Genomic DNA, 24,153 nt, shown 5'->3' with positions numbered 1-24,153 from the left:
CTCGACCACAAGGCCCTCCCCGCACCCGAGTTCACCGGCACCCAAGGCGGACGAGGCCCCCGTACAGCGCAGGAGGAAATCCTCTGCGGCGTCTTCGCCGAAACCCTCGGCGCGGAACACATCGGCATCGACGACAACTTCTTCGACCTCGGCGGACACTCCCTCCTCGCCATGCGTCTCGTCAGTCGCATCCGTTCCGCCTTCGGTGGGGAACTCACCGTTCGCGACCTCTTCGAGGCGCCGACGGTCGCGGGTATCGCCGAACTCCTCGGTGCCGCGGACGACGGGCGTACGGCGCTGGTGCCGATGCCGCGGCCCGAGCGCGTACCGCTGTCCTTCGCCCAGCAGCGGCTGTGGTTCCTGCACCGGCTGGAGGGGCCGAGCGCGACCTACAACGTCCCGCTCCTGCTGCGACTGACCGGGGCGCTGGACATCGACGCGCTGCGCGCTGCGATCCACGACCTCACGGCCCGCCATGAATCGCTCCGGACCGTCTTCCCTGAGGCCGACGGCGCCCCCTACCAGCACATCCTCGAAGGCGACGCCGCCCGGCCGACGATCGAGGTCGTCCGTACGAACGGCGACGGCCTGGAGGCCGCCGTCAACAAGGCCGTCACCCATGCCTTCGACCTGACCAAGGACGTGCCGCTGCGTGCCTGGGTGTTCGGCACCGAGGAGAAGGAGAACGAGCACACGCTGGTGATCCTGGCGCACCACATCGTCAGCGATGGTCTGTCCATGGGCCCCCTGGCCCACGACCTCACGACCGCCTACGCGGCCCGCTGCGACGGCGCCGCGCCGCCGTGGGCGCCGCTGCCGGTCCAGTACGCCGACTACACCCTCTGGCAGCGCGAAGTCCTCGGCGACGAGAACGACGCCGACAGCGTCATCGCCGGACAGATCGCCTACTGGAAGCAGCAGCTCGCCGCACTGCCCGAGTGCCTCGAACTGCCCACCGACCACCCCCGACCCGCCACCGCGAGCCACCACGGCGACAGCGTCCCCGTCGCCTGGGACACCGAGCTCCACGAAGGCATCGCCCGCCTGGCGCGCGAGCACCGGGCCAGCGTCTTCATGGTCGTACAGGCGGCCCTGGCGACGCTGCTGACGCGGCTCGGTGCGGGTACCGACATCCCGATCGGGTCTCCGACCGCCGGGCGGGCGGACGAGGCGCTCGATGACCTGGTCGGGTTCTTCGTGAACACCCTGGTACTGCGCACCGACACCTCCGGCAACCCGACCTTCGCCGAACTCCTGGGCCGGGTAAGGGAAACGGACCTGGCGGCCTACGCCCGTCAGGACGTGCCCTTCGACCGGCTCGTCGAACTCGTCAACCCGGTGCGGTCCCTGGCCTACAACCCGCTCTTCCAGGTGGTGCTGGGATGGGAATCGGCGTCCGACGGGGAACTCGCCATGCGGGGGCTGTCGGTCGGCGGTGCGGGTGTCGACACCGGTGTGGCCAAGGTCGATCTGGCCGTCAACCTTCAGGAAGTCTTCGGTGCGGGGGGCGAGGCGGCCGGTCTGCGGGGTGTCGTCGAGTTCGCGACCGATCTCTTCGACCGGCGGACCGCCGAGACCCTCTCCGCGCGGCTGGAGCGTCTGCTGCGGGCCGCCGTGGCGGATGCCTCGCGCCCCCTCGCGGAGCTGGACGTCCTCTCCGGTGAGGAGCGTGAGCTGCTGCTCAACGGGTGGAACGACACCGGCCGCGAGGTCGCGGTGGCCACGCTGCCGGAGCTGTTCGAGGCGCAGGTGACGCGCACCCCGGACGCCCCGGCGCTGGAGCACCAGGGCGGCCGGCTCACCTACGCCGAACTGAACGCCCGCGCCAACCGGCTGGCCCGTCTCCTCATCGGCAGGGGCATCGGGCCCGAGCAGATCGTCGCGCTCGCCCTGCCCCGCTCCGCCGATCTCGTCATCGGCATCCTCGCCGTCCTCAAGACCGGCGCGGCCTACCTGCCCGTCGACCCCCACTACCCCACCGACCGCATCACCTACATCGTCGAGGACGCGCGGCCCACCGTCGTCCTGACCCACGACGCGCACCTCGCGCATCTTCCCGTCACCGCCGCCCCCGTGCTCACCCTCGGCTCGCTCACCGGCCACCAGGCCGACGGGTCCGCCGTGGAGCCGGACGGCAACCCGGGCGCAACCAATCCGGGTGACGCCGACCGCACCACCGCGCTGCTCCCGGGCCATCCCGCCTACCTCATCTACACCTCCGGTTCCACCGGCCGCCCCAAGGGCGTCGTCGTCTCCCATCGGGGCGTGGCGAATCTGTCGGAGCATCAGCGGGTCCGGCTGGGTGCCGGTCCGGGCGGCCGGGTCTCGCAGCTGGTGTCGCCGAGCTTCGATGTGTCGGTGGCCGAGCTGTGCATGGCGCTGCTGTCCGGGGCCTGTCTGGTGCTGCCGAACGGCTCGCCGGCCGGGGAGGAGCTGGCCGCGTTCCTGGCCGAGCGGCGGATCACGCATGCGCACATTCCGGCGTCGATCCTGTCGGGCATGCCCCGCCAGGAGCTGCCGTCGCTGGCGTCGCTCATGGTGGGCGCCGAGGCGTGCCCGCCGGACGTCGCGGCGTTCTGGTCGGCGGGGCGGCGCATGGTCAACGCCTACGGTCCGACCGAGGCCACGGTGGACACCAGCTTCGCGCTCTGCGGACCCGGGCAGGGACCGGGGCCGACGCCCATCGGCCGGCCGGTGTTCAACGTCCGGATGTACGTCCTGGACCCGGCGCTTCAGCCGGTGCCGACGGGCGTGCCCGGTGAGCTCTACATCACCGGTCCGGGGCTGGCCCGGGGCTATCTCGGCCGGGCCGCGCTGACCGCCGGGCGTTTCGTCGCCGATCCGTTCGGTGCCGGTGGCGGGCGGATGTACCGCACCGGTGACCTCGTACGGCGGCGCGCCGACGGGCAGGTGGAGTTCCTCGGCCGGGTCGACCATCAGGTCAAGGTGCGCGGCCACCGCATCGAACTGGGCGAGATCGAGAATGCGGTGGCCGCCCAGCCCGCGGTCGATCAGGTCGCGGTGATCGTGCGCGAGGACCGGCCCGGCGACCAGCGCATCGTCGCCTATGTCGTGCCCGCCGGGGCGGACGGCGCGGCGCCGGACGTGGCAGAGCTGCGCGCCCGGGTGGCCGGGCTGCTGCCGGAGTACATGGTGCCGTCCGCGTTCGTCGTCCTGGAGGCGCTGCCGCTGACGCCGAACAGCAAGCTGGACCGGGCGGCGCTGCCCGTTCCGCAGCTGCCCGGTGGCGCCGGTGGCAGGGGCCCGCGGACCGCGCACGAGGAGACGCTGTGCGGGATCTTCGCGGAGGTCCTCGGTGTGGAACGGGTCGGGATCGACGACAACTTCTTCGATCTGGGCGGCCATTCGCTGCTGGCGACCCGGCTGACCAGCCGGATCCGCGCGGAGTTCGGCGTCGAGCTCGGTGTGCGCGAGGTGTTCGGGGCGCCCACCGTCGCCGGTCTGGCCGGTCGGACGGACCCGGGCGCCGGGCACCAGGGCGAGGACGACGGGCTGGGCGTGCTGCTGCCGCTGCGTACGTCCGGGTCCGGCACCCCGCTGTTCTGCGCGCATCCGTCCGTCCCGCTGAGCTGGTGCTATGCCGGTCTGCTGGGCGAACTGGACGCGGACCAGCCGGTCTACGGCCTCCAGAGCCGGGGGCTGACCGGGGAGGGCGACCTGCCGGGGACCTTCGCGGAGATGGTCGAGGACTACGCCGCGCAGATCCGGCGGGTCCAGCCGGCCGGTCCGTACCGTCTGCTCGGGTACTCCCTGGGCGGCAATATCGTGCATGCGCTCGCCACCCGGCTCCAGGAGCTGGGCGAAGAGGTGGAGCTGCTCGTCGTCCTGGACGCGTACCCCGGAGGTGACGTCGAGGCGGTCGCGCTCGATGACGCCGAGGTGCTCGCCCGGTTCCATGCGGATCTGGGCGGGGACGGCGGTGCGGTACCGGACGCGGCGCGGCAGCGGGCGACGGTGATCGACTCGCTGCGGGCGGGGCTGCCCGGGACCTTCACCGAGGAGCAGCTCTCCCGGATCGTCGATGCGATGGTCAACGGTGTCGGCAACAACAGCCGCTATATGCCGGGGGTGTTCAAGGGCGAGATGGTGCTGTTCACCACGACGGTCGGGCGGACGGACCCCGGTGCGATGCCCGAGGCATGGCAGCGGGTCGTCGCCGGCGGCGTGGAGAACCACCGCATCGCCTGCCCGCACGACGATCTGCTGGAGGGCGAGCCGCTGCGTGCGGTGGGTGCCGTTCTGGCGGAGCGGATACGGGAACTGGACGCCCGGGGGCGGCTCCTGACGGGGCGTACCCCGGCCTGAGCCGCCCGGTAGCGGCCGGGGTCCGGGTGGCGGAGCAGCGCCTGCCGCCCGGGCTCCGGCGCCTGCCACCCGCACCCCGGCGCCCGCCGTGCGTGGCCGCGAGCATGCGGTCCGCCGCGCGGCTGACGCTGCCGATAACGAAAGAGAATTACGGCCTCGTACGGTCTGGCCCGTCACTGTTCGATGTGCTTCAGAGAGCGAGACGATGGCCGGGAAACGCCTTTCCGACATACCTGAGATACACCGCCGCCGACTGCTGGGACTGGGAGCGGCGGTGGCCGCCCCCGCGATGCTGGGTCTGGGCATGCCGCGTGCGGGCGCCGTGGTGCCCGACCGGGCCGCGCCCACGATGTCGCTGCTCTCCTCGAGCAGCGGCCTGGAAGACACCAGCATCACCGATCTGCTCAAGCAGTTGGCCACCGGGAAGCTCACCTCGGTCGAGCTCACCCGGTTCTATCTGGACCGCATCGACCGGCTGAATCTCCACGGGCCCGCGCTGCACGCCGTCCTGGAGACGAACCCGGACGCGCTGAAGCTGGCCGCGCAGCGCGACGACGAGCGCCGCAGGGGCAAGCTGCGCGGTCCGCTGCACGGCATTCCGCTGCTGATCAAGGACAACATCGGCACCGCGGACAAGATGCACAGCAGCAACGGCATGCACGGGCTGATGGGCGTCCGTCCGGCGCATGACGCCACCGCGGTGGCCCGGCTGCGCGCGGCCGGTGCCATCCCGCTGGGCAAGGCGAATCTGACGTCGCTGGTCAGCTCGTCGAGCGGCTACAGCCAGCGGGGCGGCCAGACCCGTAACCCGTACAAGCTGGACCGCTCGCCCAACGGCTCCAGTGCGGGCCCGGCGGCGGCCACCGCGGCCGGGCTGTGCGCGGGTGCCATCGGGACCGAGACGATCGGGTCCATCCTGGGCCCGTCGGGCGCCAACAGCGTGGTCGGTATCCGGCCCACGACCGGACTCACCAGCCGCACCGGGATGTTCCCCGGTGCCCGCAGCTTCGACACCATCGGCCCGATCTGCCGCACGGTGGCGGACGCCGCCCTGCTGCTCGGCGTGCTGACGGGTGTGGACCCCACCGACACGGCCACCGCGGCCAGCGCGGGCAAGTTCCACCACGACTACACCCCCTTCCTCAAGCCCGGCGGGCTCAAGGGCGCCCGGATCGGCATCGTCCGGGAGGTGTTCGCCGGCTACAGCGCGCACGCGGACGCCGTCGCGGAGGAGGCCATGGAGGTGCTGCGGAAGGCCGGCGCGGTGCTCGTCGACAACGCCAACATCCCCACCGCGCAGAAGATGATGTCGGATCTGGACGCCGCCTTCACCGTCCAGATCACCGAGATGAAGCACGACATCGAGTCCTACCTCGCCCGGACGCCGGGCGACCACCCGCGCAGCGTGGCCGAGCTCATCGCGTACAACAAGCAGCACGCAAGCACCGAGCTGGAGTACTTCGACCAGAACGTGCTCCAGACCATTGCCGATTACGCGGGCACCTCGGACGCGGACTACAAGAAGGCGGTGGCCACGGTGCGCCGGGTCGCCCGGGACGAGGGGATCGACGCGGCGCTGAAGAAGCACCGGGTGGAGGCCCTGATGATGCCGACCGGCGCGCCCACCTGGAAGATCGACCTGATCAACGGCGATCCGCAGATCATGGGCAGCGCGATCCCGGTGGGCTACGCCGGTTATGCGGCCATCAGCGTGCCGGCCGGGTTCGTGCACGGCCTGCCGGTCGGTATCACCTTCACCGGCACCGCCTGGAGCGAACCGACACTGATCCGCCTCGCGCACGGTTTCGAGCAGGCGCACCCGGTGCGTCATGCGCCGACGTTCGAAGCACCGGGTGTCGGCCTCTGAGTGACGGGTTGGGGGTGTCCCGTTGCTGCACGGGGACACCTCCAACTCCTGGCGGTTTGCACCGTCTAAGCTCGTTTCGACACTCCGGAACCCCGCGCTCCTCCGTCTGCGCGGGGTCGCACAGTCCTCAGGGAGGATCTTCATGTTGGGTCGGTCTCGGCAGCCGAACTCCGGTCGGGCCGCAGGTGAGGAGAGTCCCCTGTTCCCCGGCGTACGGCCCGAGGACCGGCCGCCGGTGCCGGTGCCCGGGTTTCCCCCGGTGGAGGCCGCGGTGACGCTGCGGGAGGTGCACAAGCGCTACGGGCGCGGGAACGGCGCGGTGCATGCGCTGCGCGGGGTGAGCATCGGTCTGCCGCGCGCCAGTTTCACCGCGGTGATGGGCCCGTCCGGGTCCGGCAAGAGCACGTTTCTGCAATGCGCCGCGGGGCTCGACCGGCCGACCTCGGGCTCGGTGCTGCTCGGTGCGACCGATCTGACGAAGCTGCGCGAGAGCAGGCTCAGCGATCTGCGGCTGGCCCGGCTGGGCTTCGTCTTCCAGCACTTCAACCTGCTGCCCGCGCTGAACGTCTATCAGAACGTCCGGCTGCCGCTGAAGCTGGCGGGCCGGCCGGTCGACCGGGACCGGATCGAGCAGATGCTCGCCCGGGTCGGACTGCCCGACCGGGCGCGGCACCGGCCGGGCGAGCTCTCCGGCGGCCAGCAGCAGCGGGTGGCCATCGCCCGCGCCCTGATCACCGAACCGGACGTGATCTTCGCCGACGAGCCCACCGGGGCGCTCGACACCGCCACGGCCGCCGCGGTCCTCACCCTGCTGCGGGAGGCGGTGGACAACCTGGGCGCGACCGTCGTCATGGTCACCCATGAACCCAGCGCCGCCGCCTGGGCGGACCGGGTGGTCTTCCTCGTCGACGGAGAGGTCTCCGACGAACTGATGCTGGGCGACCCGGAGGAGATCTCGGCCCGGATGCGGGTGCTGACCTCGGCCACCGACCGTCCCCAGTCGGCGACGCCCGGGATGCGGGGCCGGGGATGACCGTTCACCTCGCCTTCGCCCAGATCCGTTCCCGCCCTTCCGCCTTCCTCGGCACCTTCGTCGCGCTGCTCTTCGGCGCCGTGGTGATCATTTCGAGCGGCACGCTGCTGCTGGCCGCGGCGAGCGCGAAACAGCAGCCGGTGCGTTACCGCTCGGCGCCGGTGATCGTCGCCGCCGACCAGTTCGTGGACGGGCAGCAACTCCCGGACCGGGCCCGCCTCGGCACCCGTCTGGCCACCCGGCTGGCGGCGCTGCCGCAGGTGTCGGGCGCGGTCGCCGATTCGGTCTTCCCGGTCACCGTCCGCGCCGCGGGCCACCCGGCGACCACCCTGGACGGCCGGCCGGCCTCCTCGGCGCGGCTGGAGGCGACCGGGTCCGGCACCGTGACGCCGCGCCCCGGGCAGACCGTGCTGGACGCCCGGACGGCCAACTCGCTGGGGGTGACCCGGGGCGACACCGTGACCCTGACCGGCCCGGCCGGGACCGCCTCGTTCCGGCTCGCCGGCGTCGTCGGCACGCGCACTACGGGCGCCTGGTTCGACGACGCCCAGGCCGGGCGGCTGTCCGGCCATCCCGGCAAGGCCGATGCGATTGCGGTGTTCCCCGAGAAGGGGGTGGGCACCGCCCAACTCGCCCAGCGGGTAGGCGCGGTGGCCGGTGCCGCGAAGGTGTTCACCGGCCCCGCCCGCGCGGAGGTGGAGAACCCGGGCTTCGGCCAGGCCCAGGAGAACACCGTCGCCATGTTCGGTGCCATGGGCGGACTGAGCATCTACGTCTCGGTGTTCGTGGTGGCCAACACCATGTCCCTGTCGATCTCGCAGCGCCAGCGGGAGACCGCGCTGCTACGGGGTATCGGGGCGCGGCCGGGCCATATCCGGCGGATGGCCGCCGTCGAGGCCACGCTGGTGGCCGTGCTGGCGGTGGCGGCCGGCAGCGCGCCAGGCTATCTGCTGGCCCGGCTGATCTTCGACGCCATGCATACCCGGCATCTGCTGCCGCCGGGCACGGAGCTGGCGTTCAGCCCGCTGCCCATCGCCGCGGCCGCCGTCACCGGTCTGCTGGCCGCCGTGCCCGGCAGCCTGATCGCCTCCTACCGTGCCGCCCGCAGCCGTCCGGCCGAGGCGCTGAGCGAGTCGGTGCTGCCCCGCCGCGGCATCGGCCCCGTCCGGCTGCTGCTGGGGCTGGGGGCGCTGGCCGGCGGGGTGACGATGGCCGTCAAGGTGCTGGCCGCGGGCGGCGCGACGGCCGACAAGGCGGCGCCGTTCGTCCTGCTGGTGTTCCTGGTCTCGGTGTCCCTGCTCGGCCCGTTGCTCGCCCGTGCCGCCACCGAGGTCCTGGGCCTGCCGATGCGGCTCCTGGGCGCCACCGGGGAGTTGGCGACGTTCAACGGCCGGGCCAGGGCGCGGCGGCTGTCCTCGGCGATCGTGCCGGTGGCGCTGGTGGTGGCCTTCGGCGTGACCAAGATCGGCCAGCAGACGACGCTGACGCATGAGACCCGGGTACAGAGCGCGGCGGCGCTCACCGCGGACCGCGTCCTGGAGGCGCCGGGCGGGCTGCCCGGCCGGGTGGCCGACGAGGTCGCCGCGCTGCCGGGTGTGCGGGCCGCGACGGGGGTGACCGAGGTGGGGCTGCTGGCCGGGCCGGGCGGCGCCGGTGCGAAGCCCGGTGACGGCACCGTCTCGGGCCGCGCCTTCTCCGGCACCGGCGCGGCGCTGGCGCAGAACCTCGATCCGCATGTCCGCGCCGGTTCGCTGGCCGACGTCCGGTCCGGGGGCCCGGGGGGCGGCACGGTGGCGGTCGACCGGCGGCTCGCCGACCGGGCCGGGACCGGGGTGGGGCGGCGGATCACGCTGTGGCTCGGTGACGGCACCGTCGTACGGCCGGTGGTGGCGGCGACGTACGACCGGGGCACCGGTGTGGGCGAGGTGCTGCTGCCGCGGGCCACCGTCAGCGGCCATCTGACTCGTCAGCTCGACGACCGCGTCCTGGTCCGCGCGGACTCGGCACACGGGCTCGCTCGGGTCGACCGTGAGCTGCGGACCGTCGCCGGTGCCTGGCCGGGTGCCGCGGTGCGTTCCGAGGCGGCGGCCGCGCAGGCCCGCGATACGGGGGGCGAACCGTTCGCCTGGCTCCAGATCATGGCGTTGAGCATGATCGCCGGCTTCGCGGGCATCACCGCCGCCAACACCCTGGCGATGGTCACCTTCGAGCAGTTGCGGGAGGTCTCGATGCTGCGGCTGATCGGCACCGGTGTCCGTACGGTGTGCCGGATCGTCCGGCTGGAGGCGCTGACGGTGGCGCTGACCGGGCTGGGCGTCGGCATGACGATCGCGCTGGTCACCCTGACCCCGCTGGTCGCGGACAGTACCGGGGCCGCACTGCCGTATCTGCCACCGCAGTTGCTGCTCGTGGTGGCGGCGGCCACGGTCGCCATGAGCCTGCTGGCCACCGGGATCCCGCTGCGGCTGCTGCTGCGGGTGCGTCCGGTGGAGGGCGTCAGCCGGCGGTCCTGAGGCGGACGCGGTACAGGGCGCAGGGAATACGGCATACGGAACATACGGCCGGCCCGGCAGTTGCTGCCGGGCCGGCCGTATGCCGTGGTACGGGTCTCTGTGCTGCGGTGTGGGTCCGTGCGCTGCGGTGCGGGTCGTTCAGGCCACCGTGGCCCGCCCGCTTCGCGCGTCGTGCTCCACGCGGCCGAAGGCCCGGCACAGCCCCACCAGCAGCAGGGCGAACACCGCCATCCACAGGAGGCGTACGGGGACCCAGGCCAGGGTGTCGGGCGCGGTGTGCAGGCCGAAGAGCGGGCCGTCGAGCCCCAGGGCGAGCGCGGTCACCGAGATCATCGCCGTCTGGTGCCAGAGGAAGACCGTGATCACGGAGGTGTTCATCAGGGCCACCGCGGCCCAGGCGAACTGGCCGGGTGTGCCACGGAGTTGACGGTCCTGCGCGGGGCGGACCGCGGACCGGGGCTGTCCGACGAGACGGCGCAGCGGGCCGCACAGCAGGAGGGCCGCACCGCACTGGGCGAGGCCGAAGGTCACGGCGGCGAGCGAGAGCGGGTTGAGGTTCGACATGGCGGCGCCGTTGACGCCGACCATGCTCGCGGGGTAGCCGCCCCACACGATCAGTGCGGCGGTGGCCGCGACCCCGCCGCCGAGCAGGAGGGCCGCGGGCCGGCGGCGGGCGAAGCCGCCGGCCGCCCACACCGCGCCCAGGCAGTACGGCACCAGCCAGCCCGCGAGGACATTGACGTTGCGGACGGTCTCTATCCAGTCGGCGCCGCCGCCGGCGAAGTGCGCCGCGTCCAGCACGGCGACGACGGCGCAGGCCACCACGGCGATCCGCCCCGGCGCCCGCCGTACGAGCGGGGTCAGCGCGGTCAGTACGAGGAAGACCAGCAGGAACCACAGGGGCGAGAGCACCAGGTTGAACAGCGTGCTGATGGTCTCGTGGGCGACACCGGCGGCGGCGAGGCCGAGCACCACCAGGATCCACAAGGACAGCAGCGTGCCCACCGGCCGCAGCAGTCGGCGCATCCGCTTGGCCAGCCAGGGGCGGTAGTGCCCGGTGGGGTAGCTCCGGGCCGCGACCCGGCCGCCGACGAAGAAGAAGATGGCCAGCGGCTGGAGCACCCAGGACAGCGGTGTCAGCGCGGGCAGATGACCCAGCGGGCTCTCGTTCATCAGATGGCCGTCGGCGCGCAGCGTCACCGCGGTCACCAGCCAGTGGCCGAGCACCACGCCGAGGGTGGACAGGGCGCGCAGCACATCGATCGCCCGGTCGCGGCCGGCCGGGGTCGCCGCGTCGATGCGGAGCACCAGGGCGTGCAGCCGGCCCGCGACCCGGGGGCCGGCGGGCACGCCGCCGGATATCGGCGCCGTACGGGGTTCGGCGGGGGGCAGGAGGCGTACATCAGCCATGGGAGACCTCCGGGGCAACGGCCGCCGGCAGCCCACGACTTTCCCGAATACGAGCGCGCATCGACAGCCGTTCCTTTCCAGTTATTCACTCAACGGAAAAGAAGGCTAGGTTTTGCCACCCGGGAAATCGTCACACCCCAGCGCCAACTGTGCATGTAGCTCTCAGGTATGACCGGCTCCCCGGTAATCGGCACCAGGTACGACGGATCAGCCGCTGCGGCCCAGTACCACCGCCGAGATCTCGCCGGCTCCGTGGTGCACATGCCGCAGCGTCAGCCCGGCGGGGCCCGCCAGTTCGGCCCATTCCTGCCGGGTCCGTTCCCGGCCGCCGGTCATCGCCATCATCCACATGTCGCCCATACGGCGCGGGTCCGGGCCGGATTCGGCCAGCACCCTTTCCAGCAGAATGAGTTCGCTGCCCGGAACCATGCCGTCCGCACAACGCCGCAGAATCTCCGCGGCCTGGTCGTCGGCCCAGTCGTGCAGCACACTGCCCAGCAGATAGGTGCCGTATCCCCGGGGAATTCCCGCCCGCATATCGCCGGGCTCGGCCGAGAACCGGTCGCCATAGCGGCGCAGCATGTCCGGCGGGACGAGGGCGATCACTTCGGGCAGGTCGGTGAGCGTGACGCGGACTGCGGCATCGCCCTCCAGGAGGAGTTCGCTGAGCCCGCCGGTACCGCCCGCCAGATCGACGACGTCCTCGGCGCAGCGCTTCAGCAGGAAGGGCAGCAGGGAGCGGTACAGCTGCTGGGCGCGCATCCGCATGTGGTCATGGAACGTGACGAGCGCGCCGGGGTCGCCGCTCATACCGGCGAAGATGCTGGTGCCGTTGGCCAGGTCGTAGCTGGGCGCCCCGCCGCGTACCGTCTCGGCGAACGGGCCCCACGCCGTGAACAGTGCGTTGTCGGAGAACTCGGCGCGCAGGCTGCCGGGCTGGTCCGAGCGCAGCAGCGTGCCGGCCGGGGTGAGCCGGACCGTGCCCGCCGCGTCGACGCGGAAGATGCCCAGTGTTTCCGCGGCCCGCACCAGGCGCCCCAGGCGCTGCGCGTCGGTGCCGACGGCGGCGGCGATCCGCTCCACGGTGCTGCCGCCGGGCGGCACGCGATCGGCGACGCCGAGTACGGAGACGGCGTACAGCACCCGGCTCGGCGCGATGTCGAACATCTCGGTGAGCCGGCGGCGTTCCTCATCAAGCGTATTCACGCACTTCCCTTTCCGCTTCGGCGCGAGCCTTCTCGTATATCTGGCCCCAGGGACCGGCGGTCCCCTCGCCGAACAGACCGTGCCACACCGTGAGATAGGAAAGCCGCTCGGCGGCCGGAATCGCGGGGAAGGTCAGAAAGAGAATGTCCGTGACCACCATGGCCCGCACGGCGAGCACCGGGTGCGGACTGACCAGCGGCCGGAAGGTGTCGCTGTGAATTCCCTGCATCGGATGGCCGGGGAAGAACTCCCCCACCATCTTCCCGGCCGCGACGGCCTCCGCCTTCAGTTCCTGCTGGACCTCCAGGACCCGTTCGCGGCGCTCCTCGGCGGAGGCGTTCACCGGGACCATGACGAAGGCGTTGTACACGCTGTCGGGCGCGCTGCGGTCGCCGAGCCGCGCCAGGGCGGAACGGGCGGTGGCCGCCAGCCGCGCGGTGCCCCGCGGCCCGCTCACATCCACGGAACTGAGCGCGGTCCGGCCCATTTTCAAGGACTGTTCCATGAAAGGGCACACCGCGCCCTTGCGCCCGAGATCGGGATGCGTCCGGGTGAGAAACGACCGGAGCCAGTGCGCTGTTTCGTTAAGGATGTGCGTGTCACCCGGCCCGTCCGACTGCACGACCACGTCCGACGGATCGTCTTGGGTGAGATGCATACATCCCCACCTCTCTCTGTGCCCGGCGAATTCGCTACACCGGCGGGAAATCCCCGGCGTATCGATCTCGCGAATGAGAAATTAGCTGCCCGGCGATGCGGCAGGGCGAGGACCGGTGGCGGCCGGCGGGCGCCGCGTACCGGCCGGACGCGTCGGACCGCAGGAATCCGTGCTGACGTCACGCTTCGCCGGGTGGACGCTAGAGGGCGGCCTTATCGGGGGACTATCGCCCCTTTAGCGGGCGGGCCGCCGCACGGACCGGGCGGCGGCGGGCCTTCGTAGGATGGGCCGGTGATACAGGAAACCGAGAGCCCGCCGCGGCGGTCGCCCCGGCAAAGCGGCGGCGGACGGCCCTTTTCCGTGGCGGCGCTGCGGGCGCTGCGTCATGAGCTGTTCGCCTTCTCCACCCGCGCCCCGCGGCTTCTGCCCCGGGTGAAGAACCGCGTACTGCGGAAGCTGCCGATGGTGTTGGCCGTGTTCTTCGCAACGGACCTGGCGGTGCCCAACGCCCTGGCCGTCTCCGACCGGCTGGATCTGGTGTGGGCCGGCGCCGCGGCCCTGGCCTGCGCCCAGTCGCTGCCGGTGGTGCTGGCTCCGGTGTGGCCCGTGGCGGCCTGGTGGCTGTCGCTGACGGCGGTGCTGCCGTACGGGATCGGGCTGGCCGCGATGGGCTCGGCCGCCCCGGCCGGTGTGCCGTGGCCGTGGACCGAGACGGGGCTGATCGCGCATCTGACCGTCACGCTGCTCGTCGCCTGGCGGGCCCGGCCGCGGGTGTACCTGACCCAGTGGGCGCTGACGGTCCTGACCGGCGGGCTGTTGACGGTGCTGGCCTCTCCGGTGGCCGATGCCAACGATCTGCTGCTGCTCGCCCTGCTCTCCGCGTTCGGGCTGGCGGTCCTCGCGGTCATCCGCGGGCGCACCGAGGCCGAGGACCGGCTGCGGGAGCAGGAGGTGCTCACAGAGTTCGAACGGACCCGCCGGGCGCTGCTGGAGGAGCGCACCCGAATAGCCCGCGAGCTCCACGATGTCGTCGCGCACCATATGTCGGTGATCGCCGTGCAGGCGGAGGCGGCACCGTACCGGGTGGCGGATCCGCCCGAGGAACTCAGCGAGAGTTTCGCCAGCATCCGGGGGAACGCCCTGGCGGCCCTGACCGAGATGCGGCACATTCTGGGCATGCTGCGGTCGGACGACCAGCCCGCGGAGGGCCGGTTCACGCCGCAGCCCACGCTGGAGAACGTCGAGGAGCTGGTGGACAACGTGCGGGCCGCCGGTCTGCACGTCGAGTCCACGGTCGAGGGCACCGCGCGGCCGCTGCCGCAGCGCGTGGAGCTGTCGGCGTTCCGGATCATCCAGGAGGCGCTGAGCAACGCCCTGCGCCATGCCCCCGGGTGCCGGGTCGACTTCCAGCTATCCTACGAACGGACCGGCATCCGCATCCGCGTGGCCAACAGCCCGGCGACCGGGGCGCGGCCGCAGGCGGGCAGGGGGCACGGTGTGCTGGGCATGCGGGAGCGGGCTTCCACACTGGGCGGCACCCTGCGGGCCGGGCCGCGCGAAGACGGCTGGTACGAAGTGACGGCGTGGCTGCCCACGAACGACGGGGAGGGGATATGACGATCCGCGTCCTGGTCGCCGACGACCAGACCATGATCCGGGAGAGCTTCGGCATCCTGCTCAACGCCCAGCCGGACATCGATGTGGTGGGCGAGGCGGTCAACGGCGAGGACGCCGTCCGTCAGGTCGGGGAGCTCGCTGTGGACATCGTGCTGATGGATGTGCGGATGCCGGTGCTCAACGGTCTGGAGGCCACCCTCCGGATCACCGAGGCCACCCCCGACGTCAAGATCATCATTCTCACGACCTTCGATTCGGACGAGTACGTCTACGAGGCGCTGCGCGTGGGCGCGAGCGGCTTCCTCCTCAAGGACTCGTCGGCCCATCAGCTCGCGGATGCGGTACGGACCGTCGCCCGGGGCGGCGCGCTGCTCGCCCCGACGGTCACCAAGCGGCTGATCGAGGAGTTCTCCCGGATGCACACGCCCCGGCTGCGCAGCGAGCGGGTCGCGGACCTCAGCGAGCGGGAGACCGAGGTGCTGCGCCTGATAGCCCAGGGCCTGTCCAACGCGGAACTGGCCGACCGGCTGGTCATCGCGGAACAGACGGTCAAGACCCATGTCAGCCGCATTCTGGTGAAGCTCGGTCTGCGCGACCGTACCCAGGCGGCCGTCTTCGCCTACGAGGCGGGCCTGGTCGTCGCGGGGCAGTGAGCCCCGCCGGCCCCGCCCGTCCCGGGAGCGGCCCGCGGAATGCAGCCGATACGCAGGCGATAAGCGCGGTTCCTAGCATCGCCGGACCGATGTTGTTGGGATCGTCCCGGGAAGGCGTCATATGCTCATTACTGGTCTTTCAACGGGGCCGGGACGCACCGGCTCCCTCCTGGCGTCCCGATGACCGCGGCGATCCACGTCGAGGACCTGGTCAAGGAGTTCGGCTCGACCCGGGCCGTCGACGGCGTGACGATGCAGGTTCCGGCCGGCAGCGTGCTCGGTCTCCTCGGCCCCAACGGGGCGGGCAAGACCACCATCGTGCGGATGCTGGCCACGCTGGCCCGCCCGGACGGCGGGCGGGCGCGGGTCGCGGGGTTCGACATCGTGACCGAGGCCCACCAGGTCCGTGGCCGTATCGGTCTGACCGGGCAGTACGCGTCGGTGGACGAGACCATCCCGGGCTGGGACAACCTCTATCTGATCGGCCGTCTTTACCGGCTGCCGCCGCGGCGGGCCAAGGCCCTGGCCGATGAGCTGCTCGAACGGTTCCGGCTGAGCAAGGCGGCCAAGAAGCTGCCGCGCGACTACTCGGGCGGTATGCGGCGCCGGCTCGATCTGGCCGCCAGCCTGGTCGGCGATCCCGAGGTGCTCTATCTGGACGAGCCCACCACGGGTCTCGACCCGCGCAGCCGGCTCGAACTGTGGGACATGGTGCGGTCGTTGGTCGCCCGGGGGACGACGGTGCTGCTCACCACGCAGTACATGGAGGAGGCCGAGGCCCTCGCCGAGAACATCGTGGTGATCGACCACGGCCGGGTGATCGCCGAGGGGACCCCCGCCGAACTGCGCGGCAGGACCGGCGGTCAGGTGCTGCGCATCAGGCCGGACCGGGGCGCCGACCTCGCCGAGATCGCGCGGCAGCTGAGCGGCACCGGCGGCCGCAGCGCCGTCACGGACCCGGACGAGGGGCTGATCACCCTGCCGGTCAGCGGCCAGGAGGAACTGACGGCCGCGCTCCACGCGCTCACCGCCTGCGGAGTGCCGGTCGACGGCATCGACACCCACACCCCCAGCCTCGACGAGGTGTTCCTCAGCCTCACCTCGGGCGACCCGGCCGACGACACACGGAGAACGGCATGACCGCCGCACTGCTCGCCCCGTCCGACCCCGAAGCCCCGCCCCGTCGGCCGTCCAGGTCCCGGGTCGGCGTACGGGACGCCGTGGGCCAGTCGCTGGCCATCGCCCGGCGCAATCTGACCCAGTTCAAGAGCGATCCCTCGCAGCTGCTCGACGCCACCGTCATGCCGATGGTGTTCACGCTGGTCTTCGTGTACGTCTTCGGCGGGGCGATCGGCAAGGGCCAGGCGGATTACCGGCAGTATCTGATCCCCGGCATCATGGTGCAGACCGTCAGCTTCGCCGCGCAGGTCACGGGCATCGCGCTCAACCTGGACTTCAGCAAGGGCGTCATGGACCGCTTCCGGTCCATGCCCATCGCGCGCTCCGCGGTGCTCTCCGGCCGGATCATGGCGGATGTGTGCCGGCTGACCCTCGGTCAGGGCGTCATCCTGGCCTTCGCCTTCCTGATCGGATTCCGGGTCCGCACCGATGTCCCGTCCGTGTTCGCCGCGGTGGGCCTGCTGGTGCTCTACGGGGTGGCCCTGTCGACGATCGCCGCGTATGTCGGTCTGGCCATCCGCAGCCCGCAGGCGGTGCAGTCGGTGGGCTTTCTCTGGATGATTCCGCTCCAGTTCGGCAGCTCGATGTTCGCGCCGCCGTCGACCATGCCGGGCTGGCTCCAGGCATTTGTGGAGGTCAATCCGACCACGCTGGTGGTCGATGCCTGTCGCGGGCTGCTGGATGGCGGTCCGGTGGCGGGAAATGTGTCCGGATCGCTGTTCTGGATCGGCGGTCTGCTGCTGGTGTTCGTTCCGCTGGCGGTACGCCAGTACGGACGCCGCACTCTGTGAGCGCAGGGTCCGGGTAATCGCGGGATACGGCCCGGGCCTCGAAAGGCCCGGGCCGTAAAAGATCCGTGGCGCTGGAGATCCGGCCGTAAAGATGGCCCGCTACCCGGCCGCGCCGTCCCTTTCCTCCTTGACCATCTGGATGGCCTTTTCGATCGCCCTCAGCTCATCGGGCTTAAGGGAGGAGAAACGGAAGGCCAGCGCCTCCAGACGGCGGTCCGTGCCGGTGACGGGCCGGGCACCGGGGGGAACGAGGCGGTCGGGCGGCACCGCGAAGAAGCATGCGAGCATCTCCCGCGTCTTGTCCGTGATATTGGGTGCTTCGCCCCGCAGAATATTGTGCACATGGCCGTGCGAGATGGTGGCACTGCCATTCGCTTCACGAATAAGCTGGGTGAGCTTTCTGACGGAGGGCACATTCCCCCGGCCGTACTTTTCTTCCAGAAGGCCCCGGACGGTACTGGCGAGCCAGACTCCGGAAGCGTCATCCGACGCCGTGTTCATGCTCGGCGACCTCCCGTCAAGCCTCTGCATGTCATGGCAGTGTACATGCCAGATAAAGAAACGCGGGACGGCCCGATACTTCTGGAAATTCATCACGGACTCGTCCCTTATCGGTACGGACCAACATATGCGGCGCCGAAAGCCCTGAGAGAGTTCCGGCGCCGCACGGCGCGAAGTACGGGATAGGGACAAGCTCAACCCGAGGCGAGATGCGGGAAGTTGAGGAGGGCGGGGAATGCGTCTAATGGGACGGCGAGGCCGTCAGCATGTCCAGTGCGGCGCTTCCGCCCGGACCGACGAGCACCTGCCCGCGCGGGCCGGCGGCGAACTCCCGACGGCGGGGCGACTCGGCGACGGACAGGCGGCCGCGGAAGGCAGGGTGGAGGGCCTCGCGCTGCTCCGCCGCGGTTCCCTCCTCGGCCGCCACCTCCCGCGCATGGAGCCGCAGCAGATCGCGGAAGCCGTAGCGCGGCTGCCCCGTGGCGTCGAAGCCCACCGACTGGAGGAGATGGGCGTCGACCAGGCACTCCAGCAGGCCCTCGGCCCGGCCGGTGTCGATGGCCAGCAGGGCCGCACCGGCCCAGCCCGTGAAGTCCGGGGCGTCCAGGAGGGCGAGTCTGCGGTACAGCAGGGCGGCGTCCGCGGGCAGCGCGCGGTAGCTCAGCGCAAAGCTCGACCGGACCTGCGATTCGCCCGAGCTGAGCTCGTCGAGCCGCAGTTCCTCGTTGGCCAGCCGGGAGACCAGATAGGCGATCGGCCAATGGGGTTTGGCGGCCAGCCGGACCGCGGCGGTCCGCACCGTCAGCGGCAGCAGGTCGCACAGCTCGACGAGCCGTTCGGCGTCCGCCCGCGCGGTGTTCACCCGGTCCGCGCCGACGAACCGCGCCAGCAGTTCCGTCGCCTCCGCGCGGTGCAGCACGTCCAGATGGACACGGACCGCACCGTGCCGGACCACCAACTGCTCCAGCAGGCTGCGGCTGGTCAGCAGCACACAGCTGCGCGAGCTGCCCGGTACGAGGTCGCGTACCTGCTCGAAGGAGCGGACGTTGTCCAGCACGATCAGCACCCGGCGGCCGGCGAGCACGCTGCGGTACAGCGCCGCGCGTTCATGCGTCCCGGCGGGGATCTCCGCCTCGGGAACGCCCAGGGAGCGCAGGAACCAGCCGAGGACGACATCGGCGGTGGCGGGCTCATGGGCTTCGTCGTAGCCCCACATATCGGCGAAGAGCAGTCCGTCGGGGAACTCCTCGGCGGCCCGGTGGGCCCAGTGGACGGCCAGGCCGGTCTTACCGACGCCGGCGCCACCGGTGATCAGGGCCATGGCCGGCTGCCGGTCCTCGTCGTGGAGCAGGGTGTCCAGGTCGGCCAGCGACTCCTCGCGGCCGACGAAGGCGGGGATGTCGGCGGGGAGTTCCAGCGGAGCGGTCCGCGGTGTCTTGGGCTGCGGCGGCGGGACGGCGGCCACCGGGGCCATCAGCGACGGGTCGTCCCGCAGGATGGCCTCGTGCAACTCCCGCATGTCCGGGCCGGGTTCGAGACCGAGACCGTCGATGAACTGCGCCCGTCCCTCCCGGAAGGTCTCCAGCGCCTCCGCCCGGCGCCCGACGCGGTACTGGGCCAGCATCAGGGCACAGCGGGAGCGTTCGCGCAGCGGATGGTCCCGGACCACGGAAAGCAGCCCGGGTATCAGGTCATTGTGGTGGCCGAGGTCCAACTGGGCGGCGACGTAACCGTCGTAGCCGGCGAGCCGGAGTTCCTCCAGGCGCTCCATCTCGTCCTCGACGAGCGTGCCGGCGACCCCGGAGAGCGCGGGCCCGCGCCAGAGCGCCAGCGCCTGTTCGTAGCGCGCCGCCGCATCGGCCGTCCGCTGTTCCTTCGCCGCCTCCTGGGCGTGCAGCATGAGGCGTTCGAACTCGACCGCGTCCACAAAGTGGTTTTCGAGGGCGAGCAGATAGCCGGGGTGCGCCGTGACGATGACATCGTCGTCGCAGCCTTCGTCCTTGAATCTTTTGCGCAGTGCGGCGATGCAGATCGCCACCTGGGTGCGCGCCGTGGCGGGCGGTCGCCCGTTCCACACCGTCTCCACCAGGGTGTCCACCGAAACAATGCGCCCCGGGTTGAGCAGCAGCAGTGCGAGAATGGTGCGCTGCCGGGCACCGCCGATGGCTATCCGCTGGTTCTCCCTGGTCACTTCCAAAGAACCAAGGATGTGAAATCTGAGCTGGTCCCCCACAATTTCCCCCTGCACTGAAAGACCGTGTCTCAACAATGAATGGGGATTCACCGGGCCGGGCGGGTGTGTGCCTGACGGTGTGACGAGCGACAGCTGAAAAAGCGGTCCCCCGACCCCCAGCCGTGTCCGCCGGTTCCCGCCGGCCGGCACGGCACTCGTGCTACGGGGTGCACGCCGCCGCCGTGCTGGGCGCACCTGGCGCCGCACCGGCAAACGGCGTTGGAGCGTGAACGTCTCACCTGGTCAGGGCGGAAGTTCACGGGATCCCTCCGGACCACCCCACGGGTCCGTCGGCCGTCGAGCCGGGTTACTCGGGCCGGATCATCCGGCAAACCCGCGGCTCACCTCACGGGAAAGCGTTCTTGGTCTTCATCGTCCATTCGAATTCAGCATGGATCGCACGGCATCTTCCGTTGGCACCGTCGTGCACTCGGCGGGTAAAAAGGGTTCCCCCCCTACCCCCCGAGTCGTTCGCGATGACGTGGGCAACGCTATGGGAACGGTTGTTTCGCGTCAAGTTTGATGGACAGTCAAGTGGACAATTCAGGGGCCCGCTCACCGGGCGCAATCCTGGCGTCACGATCCGGCGAATCGGGAATGAGAACTACCGCAACCGGGCGCTCCCGACCAGGGGTTCGGCATCTTTATCCGCTCCTTACGGAACGCCCTTACGGAACGTCCTTACGGAGGCTTTTCCCGCCCCGTTCACCGAACGGCAAGAGGGCGCCTTCTCCGCACCGTTCCGGTTCGCAGGGGTCGAACCGGACCGGCGCGCGAGGAAGGCGCCCTCCGTCGCTGCTCGCCACGCGACCGCGGGCGAACAACGGCTAGTCGAGCACGTAGCCGTCACCGTCCCGGTGTTCCCTAGAGCGGCGCAGGTCGGTCAGGACGAAGGTGCGCTGAAGCCAGCGGTCCTGCCCGTCGTAGCGGGGGCGGAAGGGCGTACGGCCGTGCACGGTCACGCGGTTGTCCACGATCGCCAGGTTGCCGGGGACCAGTCGGACGGTCTGCGCGGTCCGGTCGAACAGCTCCTGGAGTTCGGCCATGGCCTCCTTGGCCCGCACGGTGGTGGGCTCGGTGGCCGAAAGATCCACGCAGATGTCGGGGTCCTCGACGGCCCCGTAGAGCACCGCATGCGGCTCGGTCCCCACCCCGTCCAGGCCGAACGACGGCGGCGCGGCGGTGATGAACTCCTTGCTGAACAGGGCCTGTCGGGACTCCTCGGTCAGCAGCGGCAGCACCTCCCGTATGCACGCGGTGCGCAGCCCCGCCACGTTTTCGTGGTCGGCGCGCAGGCACAGCAGCATCACGAAGTCCGGGCGGTGCGGGTGGAAGGCGTTCTCGGTGTGGAAGGTCAGCAGCACCGATCCGGCGTTGCTCTGGTAGTCCTCCTGTCCGGGCACCGGCACGACGTCCTGCACGATCGCGCCGGTCTTCTCCGGGCGGTAGGCGGCGGGGTCCCCCAGACCGCTTGCGACCATGGCCAGCACGGCCGCGGACACGGTGGCGTCGCGCTGGACGGAACCGGGCTTGTCCGGGGTCGGCGGCAGCGTCGCGTGGCCGACCGGCAGGCCGCGGACCAGCATCGAGCCCGTGGGCCCGGAGTCCTTGCGGAATTCCCGCAGTCCGGCGACGAGTTCGGCCGGCAGGTCGGACCAGGCCCGGCGGGCGCGGGCCAGCCAGTCGGGGTCGTCCACCAGGGCGGCCGGTGCGGCCAGTTCGGCGGCCACCCGCTCGGTCAGCAGCGAGTCGTCGGTGCCCACCGTCAGGATCAGCGGCTGGGCGCCGGTCTGAAGTGTGCTCTCCATGCCCGTCAGCCCATCGCCTCGACGACACTGCGCGGACGCATGTCGGTCCAGTGTTCGGTGATGTAGGCGAGGCTCTCCTCGTGCCCCGCCTCCTCGTTGGCCACCCGCCAGCCGGCCGGGACCTGGCTGAAGGACGGCCACAGGGAGTACTGGTCCTCGTCGTTGACCAGGACCAGGTAGCGGCCTTCGGGGTTCTCGAACGGGTTGGTCATCGCATGTCTCTTTCTGCTGTACGTGTTGGGCCGGTGCAAAGGATGCGGAGCCGGCGGACCGTCAGGCCGTTTCGGCGACCGCGGATCCGTCCGCATCGAGTGCCGCGGATCCGTAGAGGTGACGGACCCAGTTGGACTGGTAGACCGTGTCCAGATAGCGCTCCCCCAGGTCGGGGGCGATGGCCACGGCCGTGATCCCGCCGGTGTCGGGGGCGTGCTCGGCGAACCACTGCGCGGCGCCGGCGACGACGGTCCCGGTGGAGCCGCCGAAGAGGAATCCGTGGCCGACCAGCCGGTGGCAGGTCCGTACGGTGTCGATCTCCGGGACCTGGACCACATCGTCGACGAACGACTCGTCCAGCAGCGGCGGGCGCACCCCGGCCCCCAGGCCGGGGATCATCCGGGGCACCGCCGGTCCGCCGAAGGTGACCGAACCGACGCTGTCGACCGCGACGATGCGCACCGCGGGCCGGTGCTCCTTGAACCACCGCGCGCACCCCATCAGCGTTCCGGTGGTGCCGGCCCCGATGAAGAGCACGTCCAGTTCGGGGAAGCGCCGCGCGATATGCGGTGCGGTCAGCCGGTGGTGTGCCCGCCAGTTGTTGGTGTTGAGGTACTGGTTGAGCCAGACATAGCGTTTGTCGCCCGCGCACAGGCGCTGGACGTGGGCGAGCCGTGCGCCGAGGAAGCCGCCCTCGGGGTCGGGTTCGGTGATCGTGTGGACCTCGGCGCCGAGCGCTTCCATCATCTGACGGGTGGCCAGGTTGCAGCGGTTGTCGGTGATGCAGACGAACCGGTAGCCCTTGCTCGCCGCGATCGTGGCGAGCGCGACCCCGAGGTTGCCCGACGAGGATTCCACCAGCACCGAGTCGCTGGTGAGCAGGCCCGACCGCTCGGCCGCCTCGACCATTTCCAGGGCGGCCTTCTGCTTGACGGAACCGGCGAAGTTGAACCCCTCGCACTTGAGGTAGAGGGGCATCCCGATCGAGGACCGCAGATCCACGTAGAGATCGTCCTCGTTGAATTCATGCGGAGCCGAGATGATCGGCACAGGACCTCCCGCATTCGCGCTGGTGGAGGATGCGGACCGCTCAGCCGTATCGACGCATCTCATGGAAGAAGTCCTCGACGACCGGGAGTTCCCCGGCGGCGAGCACGGTGTCGTAGACGTGCTTGCCGACCGCGAGGTCGAGCACCCCGAGGCCGAACGGCGAGAAGATCACCGGGCGGTCGGCGGCGGGGGTGAGACGTTCGGTGAGCACGTCGTCGAGGGTGCCGTCGACGAAGTCCCGGTTGCCGACCTGCTGTTCGGCCAGGTGCAGCGAGGTGTTGGCCTTCAGGCAGTGCTCGACGTCGTCGACGATGTTGGTCGCCGAGAGCACCACCTCGGGTGCGAGGTCGCGCAGGGACACATGCAGCACCAGGGGGTTGTGCGCGAACAGCCCGGGGTCGGTGACGTGCGGGGTGCCGGCGGTCGTCGCGAAGACCAGCAGATCGCTGTTGCGGATCAGGTCCTCGGCGCTGTCGTGCACGGTGATCCGCCCGGCGCCGTCCGACGCCCCCTTGAGGTAGCCGGCGAACCCGCCGGCGTACTCGGCGGACAGGTCGAACACGCCCGTCTCGTCGAAGGACCAGCCGGTGCCCGCGAGGTACTGGTGCACATAGCGGGCGATCAGCCCGACGCCGAAGAAGCCGATCCGCCGCGGGCGTTCACGGTGTGCGGAGAGCCGGTCGGCGGCCAGCGCAGCGGAGGCCGCGGTGCGGGTGGCGCTGATGATGGAGCTTTCCAGGCACGCCAGCGGGTAGCCGGTGCGGGGGTCGTTGAGGATGAGGACGGCGGAGGCCCGCGGCATGCCCTCGGTGATGTTCGACGGGAAGCTGGAGATCCACTTCAGCCCGTCCACCTGTACCTCGCCGCCGATCGACGCCGGCAGGGCGATGATGCGGGAGTCCGGGCGGTCCGGGAAACGCAGGAAGTAGGACGGCGGGTTGACGGTGTCGCCCGCGCCGTGGGTGCGGTAGGCGGCTTCGATCAGGTCGACGACCTCACGGTGCCGGCCGTCGAGGGCGCGGTGCACCTGGCCGCCGGAGATCACGGCGAACGAGGGCGCCGGGGCGGAAGGGGACATCAGGACTCCACAGGTCA

17 protein-coding genes are annotated in these 24,153 nt (G+C 71.1%); 8 read left to right on the top strand and 9 right to left on the bottom strand.

Annotated elements, in window-relative coordinates; genetic code table 11:
• From SNA_RS13875 to SNA_RS13860, 4 genes are all read left to right on the top strand, one after another.
• A partial coding sequence (locus tag SNA_RS13875; protein ID WP_044365200.1) for a non-ribosomal peptide synthetase occupies positions 1–4,326 on the top strand: 4,326 nt, incomplete at its 5' end.
• Positions 4,327–4,600: 274 nt separating this feature from the next.
• On the top strand, positions 4,601–6,193 hold the full coding sequence (locus SNA_RS13870; RefSeq protein WP_241779636.1) for an amidase family protein: 1,593 nt from the start codon (positions 4,601–4,603) through the stop codon (positions 6,191–6,193).
• Between the two features lie 142 nt (positions 6,194–6,335).
• On the top strand, positions 6,336–7,226 hold the full coding sequence (locus SNA_RS13865; protein WP_078969889.1) for an ABC transporter ATP-binding protein: 891 nt from the start codon (positions 6,336–6,338) through the stop codon (positions 7,224–7,226).
• Complete coding sequence (locus tag SNA_RS13860; RefSeq protein WP_044365197.1) at positions 7,223–9,739, top strand: ABC transporter permease; 2,517 nt, start codon at positions 7,223–7,225, stop codon at positions 9,737–9,739. The genes SNA_RS13865 and SNA_RS13860 overlap by 4 nt, the downstream gene beginning before the upstream one ends.
• 138 nt (positions 9,740–9,877) lie before the next feature.
• Here SNA_RS13860 and SNA_RS13855 read toward each other — a convergent pair whose 3' ends face one another.
• The 3 genes from SNA_RS13855 to SNA_RS13845 form a co-directional block, all read right to left on the bottom strand.
• Positions 9,878–11,149 (bottom strand): acyltransferase family protein, encoded by a 1,272-nt coding sequence (locus SNA_RS13855; RefSeq protein ID WP_044365195.1) that lies wholly within the window; start codon positions 11,147–11,149, stop codon positions 9,878–9,880.
• Between the two features lie 207 nt (positions 11,150–11,356).
• Positions 11,357–12,355 (bottom strand): methyltransferase, encoded by a 999-nt coding sequence (locus tag SNA_RS13850; RefSeq protein ID WP_157879905.1) that lies wholly within the window; start codon positions 12,353–12,355, stop codon positions 11,357–11,359.
• The gene (locus SNA_RS13845) at positions 12,342–13,013 is read right to left on the bottom strand and encodes a DUF6875 domain-containing protein (RefSeq protein WP_051877384.1); all 672 of its coding nucleotides are present in this window, start codon (positions 13,011–13,013) and stop codon (positions 12,342–12,344) included. The genes SNA_RS13850 and SNA_RS13845 overlap by 14 nt, the downstream gene beginning before the upstream one ends.
• Before the next feature lie 291 nt (positions 13,014–13,304).
• Here SNA_RS13845 and SNA_RS13840 point away from each other — a divergent pair, with 291 nt between their 5' ends.
• From SNA_RS13840 to SNA_RS13825, 4 genes are all read left to right on the top strand, one after another.
• Entirely contained in the window at positions 13,305–14,630 is a 1,326-nt protein-coding gene (locus SNA_RS13840; RefSeq protein ID WP_241779635.1) for a sensor histidine kinase, read from the top strand.
• Entirely contained in the window at positions 14,627–15,283 is a 657-nt protein-coding gene (locus tag SNA_RS13835; protein WP_030067702.1) for a response regulator, read from the top strand. The genes SNA_RS13840 and SNA_RS13835 overlap by 4 nt, the downstream gene beginning before the upstream one ends.
• Positions 15,284–15,463: 180 nt before the next feature.
• Complete coding sequence (locus SNA_RS13830; protein WP_044365191.1) at positions 15,464–16,423, top strand: daunorubicin resistance protein DrrA family ABC transporter ATP-binding protein; 960 nt, start codon at positions 15,464–15,466, stop codon at positions 16,421–16,423.
• A complete protein-coding gene (locus SNA_RS13825) occupies positions 16,420–17,253 on the top strand; it encodes an ABC transporter permease (RefSeq protein ID WP_030067701.1) in 834 nt (277 codons plus the stop codon). The genes SNA_RS13830 and SNA_RS13825 overlap by 4 nt, the downstream gene beginning before the upstream one ends.
• Positions 17,254–17,352: 99 nt before the next feature.
• On the opposite strand, the gene SNA_RS13820 is transcribed toward SNA_RS13825, so the two are convergent.
• The 6 genes from SNA_RS13820 to sbnB form a co-directional block, all read right to left on the bottom strand.
• The gene (locus SNA_RS13820; RefSeq protein ID WP_030067700.1) at positions 17,353–17,754 is read right to left on the bottom strand and encodes a hypothetical protein; all 402 of its coding nucleotides are present in this window, start codon (positions 17,752–17,754) and stop codon (positions 17,353–17,355) included.
• A gap of 241 nt (positions 17,755–17,995) precedes the next feature.
• The gene (locus tag SNA_RS13815) at positions 17,996–19,945 is read right to left on the bottom strand and encodes an AfsR/SARP family transcriptional regulator (protein WP_051877382.1); all 1,950 of its coding nucleotides are present in this window, start codon (positions 19,943–19,945) and stop codon (positions 17,996–17,998) included.
• Between the two features lie 869 nt (positions 19,946–20,814).
• Positions 20,815–21,795, bottom strand: a complete 981-nt coding sequence (locus tag SNA_RS13810; protein ID WP_030067698.1) for a TauD/TfdA family dioxygenase — start codon at positions 21,793–21,795, stop codon at positions 20,815–20,817.
• A 5-nt stretch (positions 21,796–21,800) separates the two neighbouring features.
• Positions 21,801–22,007 (bottom strand): MbtH family protein, encoded by a 207-nt coding sequence (locus tag SNA_RS13805; RefSeq protein WP_030067697.1) that lies wholly within the window; start codon positions 22,005–22,007, stop codon positions 21,801–21,803.
• Between the two features lie 61 nt (positions 22,008–22,068).
• On the bottom strand, positions 22,069–23,058 hold the full coding sequence (sbnA, locus tag SNA_RS13800; protein ID WP_030067695.1) for a 2,3-diaminopropionate biosynthesis protein SbnA: 990 nt from the start codon (positions 23,056–23,058) through the stop codon (positions 22,069–22,071).
• A 40-nt stretch (positions 23,059–23,098) separates the two neighbouring features.
• Positions 23,099–24,136, bottom strand: coding sequence for a 2,3-diaminopropionate biosynthesis protein SbnB (sbnB, locus tag SNA_RS13795; protein ID WP_030067694.1), 1,038 nt, complete (start codon positions 24,134–24,136; stop codon positions 23,099–23,101).
• Positions 24,137–24,153: the final 17 nt, after the last annotated feature.

The organism is Streptomyces natalensis ATCC 27448, assembly GCF_000935125.1.
GTDB lineage: Bacteria > Actinomycetota > Actinomycetes > Streptomycetales > Streptomycetaceae > Streptomyces > Streptomyces natalensis.
This window is presented reverse-complemented; position numbering and strand designations above follow the sequence as displayed.